Source organism: Ectopseudomonas khazarica, from assembly GCF_004521985.1.
Classification (GTDB): Bacteria; Pseudomonadota; Gammaproteobacteria; order Pseudomonadales; family Pseudomonadaceae; genus Aquipseudomonas; species Aquipseudomonas khazarica.
The window spans coordinates 1-4905 of record NZ_SBHZ01000035.1 but is presented as its reverse complement, the minus strand read 5'-3'; the positions used below and the strand labels follow the sequence as shown (position 1 = coordinate 4905).

4 protein-coding genes are annotated in these 4905 nt (G+C 49.7%); all 4 read left to right on the top strand.

All coding sequences use genetic code 11. The features are described from left to right. Positions 1–200: 200 nt before the first annotated feature. The 4 genes from EPK82_RS25090 (at position 201) to EPK82_RS24595 (ending at position 4787) form a co-directional block, all read left to right on the top strand. Positions 201–1607, top strand: coding sequence for a glycoside hydrolase family 19 protein (locus tag EPK82_RS25090; protein WP_134678342.1), 1407 nt, complete (start codon positions 201–203; stop codon positions 1605–1607). Continuing rightward, positions 1597–2376 carry a hypothetical protein gene (locus EPK82_RS24605; protein ID WP_134678341.1) on the top strand — a complete coding sequence of 260 codons (780 nt, stop codon included), beginning with the start codon at positions 1597–1599 and terminating at the stop codon, positions 2374–2376. The genes EPK82_RS25090 and EPK82_RS24605 overlap by 11 nt, the downstream gene beginning before the upstream one ends. 307 nt (positions 2377–2683) lie before the next feature. After that, entirely contained in the window at positions 2684–3934 is a 1251-nt protein-coding gene (locus EPK82_RS25155) for a phospholipase D-like domain-containing protein (RefSeq protein ID WP_134678340.1), read from the top strand. A gap of 43 nt (positions 3935–3977) precedes the next feature. After that, positions 3978–4787: a tetratricopeptide repeat protein gene (locus EPK82_RS24595; protein WP_134678339.1), complete on the top strand. Its 810-nt coding sequence runs from the start codon at positions 3978–3980 to the stop codon at positions 4785–4787. The last annotated feature ends 118 nt before the right edge of the window (positions 4788–4905 follow it).

Genomic DNA, 4905 nt, shown 5'->3' with positions numbered 1-4905 from the left:
GATTACCTCTTGACCTTGTCTGCAGTTTTCATCGGTTTGGCCTGTATCAGTGGGGTCACGCTCTTGGCATTGCCGGGGAGCAAGAAAGGAACCGGTCACGATTGTGCGAAAAGAACGAAAAGGGGACAGATTTATTTATGGTTTAAAGATGTATAAATAAATCTGTCCCCTTTTCCCTGGAAGGTAAGGCCAGTGGCTATGTGCGCATACTGCCCGCTGGCTCCTGGGAAGCGTTACCCGATGAGCGCAAAGCCATCGACGCTGAGAAGGTGCCCTGGTGGTACGTCACCGTCGGTGACATGGAGGGCAACGACATCTCCGGTTGGGCGCCAGAAAAAGACCTGATCGTCACGCGTCACTCACCTTGGGAATGGCCGGGCTTCAGCACACTTCGAGACAACCTTTCACTGGACGCCCACTTGGCCAGAACCCTCGATGCTACTGGGCGCGCCACAGAAGAGGAAACCGCAAGCTACGCGGCACTGATCGAAGAAGCCGAGCGTGGCACCATCCTCAGCAAGCTGTACGAGATCATCGACCAGCCGGATGAAAAGGGCGTCCGCGATAACAAACTCACCCCGGCGGAATTTCAGGCTGCCCTCGCCAAACCCTGGTTAGCCCAGCAACTGTCGCTGCTTATCAGCCAGCATGAAAGCGAGTGGTTCTGGAACGAGAGCAAGTGGAATCAGCTGGACACGCTGATGGAACACACGCCGGAAGATCCGAACATTCAGTGGGTACGCGAGAAAGAGAGAATTAAAACGCTGAGTTGGTGGAAGGAATTGGCAGGGCAGCCAGGAATAGCGGCGGATGGGGTGGCTTGGCATTTTCAACCCATATCACTACCGGAAGCCTTATCCAAATCAGGTGCTGTTATATGCAGCAGGTGCAAAAAGAACATCTCTATCTCCTATGAGTTCCTAAGAGGTATAGCCTACAGCACAGCGCAAGATGGAAGAATAAAAGAAATTGCCGAGCAGTTAAATTCTTACATTACAAGGTATGAAGTAAATACTTGTTCACAAATAAAGCATTTCCTCGCACAAGCCAAGCACGAGACCGGTGGCTTTACAAAATTCAGAGAGCCCCTAAATTATGTAAGCTATACCGGCGAGACATTATATGCAATGGCCCCTACAGCAATAAATGATGGATTCAAAAGAAAGGGAATAACATTTTCAAGCAGAGAAGAAAAAATTCAGTGGATACAAGACAATCTCATAAATAATGATGCTGCATATGGGGAGCATGCCTTTGGCTCAGCGGAGCAGCCTGGCAAAGACTATCGAGGTCGCGGGCTTTTGCATCTAACACACTATGGCGCATATAAGTGCTGTGGAGCCGATATAGGTGTAGAGATTCATAAAAACCCAGAACTGGTAGAAACCGATTCAAGGGTTATAGTGGAGACGGGGCTTTGGTTCTGGAAGATCAACAAGTTAAAGCGAATAGCGGAAGACAGAAGCATCACCACGGATGTTGCAGTAGAAGGAATAACCAAGATAATAAATACAGGACTTAAGGGGATAAACGAGCGGAAGCGTTTTATGATTGAAATCTCGCAGGAGTTTTCCAAGACATATGGGGGGGTTGCTCATGAAAATTAGCCAAGTATTATGTTTATTGGTGCTATTTTTTACTGCCACCTGTAAGGCTGAATGTGACTTTACCAACGAAAACAATATACATGAATCGGTCAAGATATCAGACTCTATCTATGTTGTTTTCGGAAAGGTGCGCCCTCCAGGCGAAATAATATCTGACGACAATTATCAGATATCCCTTGCGGCTTTTAACTGCGACACAAAGGCCTATAAAGAGTTTGAGCGACTGCAGTATCTAGCTTCGCCCGGCCGAATCGCCGGTGTCTTACTTGCTGATACACCAGCTAAAAACGCTGGGCTGTTATTTATCATTCATGCTACAGGAGTAAGCAACTCTGCCACGGGAGTAAACTATTCAAGTGACTACTATAGCGTTCGAGTATATCGCGTGCGCAACGGGGTTTTTGAGATTGAAAAAAACTTAACTAGTTTCTTTGGTGCGGGGGGGGATATCTTTGAAGGGGACACGGATAATGTCGTATATCGCTACCCTTATAAAACCATCTCAGATATAGAGAGTACAATTTCCAAACGAGATTTTATTGATCTGGTATCTGGAAAAACGCTCAAAAAAGAAATTAGTCAAAAAGTTTATCTGCACGATGAACCCCTGGAGAGCTTGAGCACAAAAAGGTACTTGATTAAAGACGATCATATTGAGTTAAGTCGCCAAACAGCCGGATGGTGTTATGTAGGATACGAAAATCCCAAGCGTGGGATGATTAGTGGGTGGGTTAACTGTCAGTCCATAAAGGACTTCCTGAGAGAATGACATATCAAAAAAGGGGGGCAGATTTGAATTGCACTTACTTAACCCATCCTAGGATGTCCCTTCTTCTGGATTTCCGTGCGCTCCGCTTGGCGCGCTCGGCTCAATAGGGGACAGGGTTTTGGCCTTCGTTTGAGCGCGCGCGGCTCCACTCGACCAGATCGGCTACCTACAGACCGAAAAGGGGACGACCGAAAAGGGGACGACCGAAAAGGGGACAGGACCGAAAAGGGGACAGATTTATTTATGGTTTAAAGGGGTATAAATAAATCTGTCCCCTTTTCCCTGCGAACTCGCCGAAGGCTTCGTGATGGGGCACAACCTGCACCGCAACTACTGGGATACTACCGCTCATCTTTATGACGACAAGGCCGCTAACCGCGATATTGGCTTTGGCCCATGGCAGGATCTTTCCCTGCACGTCAAAGGTCCGGTTCTTTTCGATCTCAACCATAACTTCTGTAACGCCTGGGACAGTGGCACCAGCTGGATCAGGCGACTCTTCCAAGGGTCGCTGGCCAGCCAGCGGCGAACGACCACGCCACTCAGCTATATCCAGAATGGTGGCGAGCCTGCGCAGATATGTCGTACCCATCCGGAGGAAGGGCCGGAAGAGGCGATCCTCGAAGTCTATGAGAAGGCGCTGGGCAACGTGCACCAGTATGCGTACATGGAAAACCAGTACTTTCGCTACAAGCCGCTGGCGGAGCGCCTGAAGAACACCGCTGCAACGCGCAAGGCTGCGGGGGCACTGCATGACCTGCATCTTTTCGTGGTGACCAACAACCCGGAGAGTGGCCATTTCTCCAGTACGTCCTATGACATGATGGAGAGTCTGGGCCAGGCTGAGCTGATGCCATTGGCTCACCGCGACAACCTCTACGATCAGCGTCAGTTGGCGTATCGGGAGCGTGAGCTCAGCGAACGCCCCGAATCACCTGAGCGTGATCGCGAGTTGCTACAAGTACGCAGCAAGATGCGCCAGCAGAACATCGATGAGGCGCGTGCCGATGAGCTGATCGCGGACGACCCCAACGCCCACTACAACAAGGCTGCCGCTCGTGAGATGGAACCGGAAATGCTGCCGCCCGAAGGCATGAAGGTAATCGTCGCGACCTTGGTCAGTTGTGACGCCGGCAAGTCCGGCTCTGCCGTCGCGAAAACCCGGGGCGAACGCCAGATCGAGCAGCAAATCACCGAAACTCTCGGCCCTGAGCAAGGTACGGCGAAATACAAATCCATCTATGTGCACAGCAAGCTGTTGCTGGTGGACGACCTGTTCTTCACTCTGGGCTCGGCCAATATCAATGCCCGCAGCCTGCTTAGCGACTCCGAACTGAATATCGCCATGCCCAGTCCAACGACCACCAAGTTGTGGCGGGAGCGATTGTGGGAGATGCATACCGGGAAAGGCATTAATCTATATGTGGCGGATGATTTCTCTAAGTGGGATGACGTAATAAACAAGAACTGGGAGTATCAAAAGAAAAATCTCCCTTTAGTGGGGAAATTAGTCAGATTCTGGGATGTGGTGACACCTTATGCGACTGCTGTGGATTAAAGCGTTATTTACATCTTTTCTACTGTCTTTAGGAGCGCAGGGAATGGCTTACGAGTTCAAGTGCGTACATGAAAAGGATACGGCTCCACCGCTGGATAAAGTAGCCGAGAATTGGTTTCAGCAAGCTAGAGATATAAGCAAGCAGCGTTTGCCTGACTGGACGAAAGTAGCCCAACTCTATCAGCAGGCTGTTGATAAAGAACACTGGAAAGCCATGCATAATCTGGCAGAGCTATACTTGCGCGGTAAGGGCGTGCCTAAGGATACTAACAAGGCTATTGATCTTTATCAGCGTATGGTTGAGTTGAATGTGCCGCTTGGCTACTATGATATGGGCGTCATGGTGCAGCGTGGCGTGGGGGTAGTGCAATCTGACAAGGACGCTATGCTTTTCTTGATAAAGGCGGCCGACATGGGTAGCCCGCACGCACAAACTCGAATTGGATATATATATGTGTACGATAAAAATCAGGACGCTGTAGGGCTAGGCTACTTAAAATGTGCTGCCGAGCAAGACTTTGCTGACGCAAACTACAAGCTGGCCACTTATTATGAAGGAATTGATGTAAATATTCCTGTGGCGATGCACTATTATCAGCGCGCAGCATCTCTTGGTGAACCCAAGGGAGCCCTTAATATCAGAGACACATTCCGTGACGGTGATCTCCAGTACACCAAAGACGAAAAGATTGCCGACGAATACTCTGAAATATTAAGACGATTACAAGATGAACCAGGCCTACAAATTCCGAACCTGGCTAAGGAGCACCCGCTTCCTCCACACCCTGTCCAAGGCTATCACGCTGACAAGGATATCAACTGGAAGCCTACTGGCCGCGCGGACGATTATTGAGCGTCATAGTTTTATTTCAAGGAGGAAGAACCAATGAAAGTACTGTTGATCATCGCCACGTCGCTGCTCGGGGTTCTGGCGTTGCTTTCGGCGTTGCTATGGATGGGGGGAGTCGCAG

Excerpts from the sequence above, each read along its gene's own strand:
- EPK82_RS24605 (WP_134678341.1), top strand. The coding sequence starts at position 1,597 with ATGAAAATTAGCCAAGTATTATGTTTATTGGTGCTATTTTTTACTGCC.
- EPK82_RS24595 (WP_134678339.1), top strand. The coding sequence starts at position 3,978 with ATGGCTTACGAGTTCAAGTGCGTACATGAAAAGGATACGGCTCCACCG.
- EPK82_RS25155 (WP_134678340.1), top strand. The coding sequence starts at position 2,684 with ATGGGGCACAACCTGCACCGCAACTACTGGGATACTACCGCTCATCTT.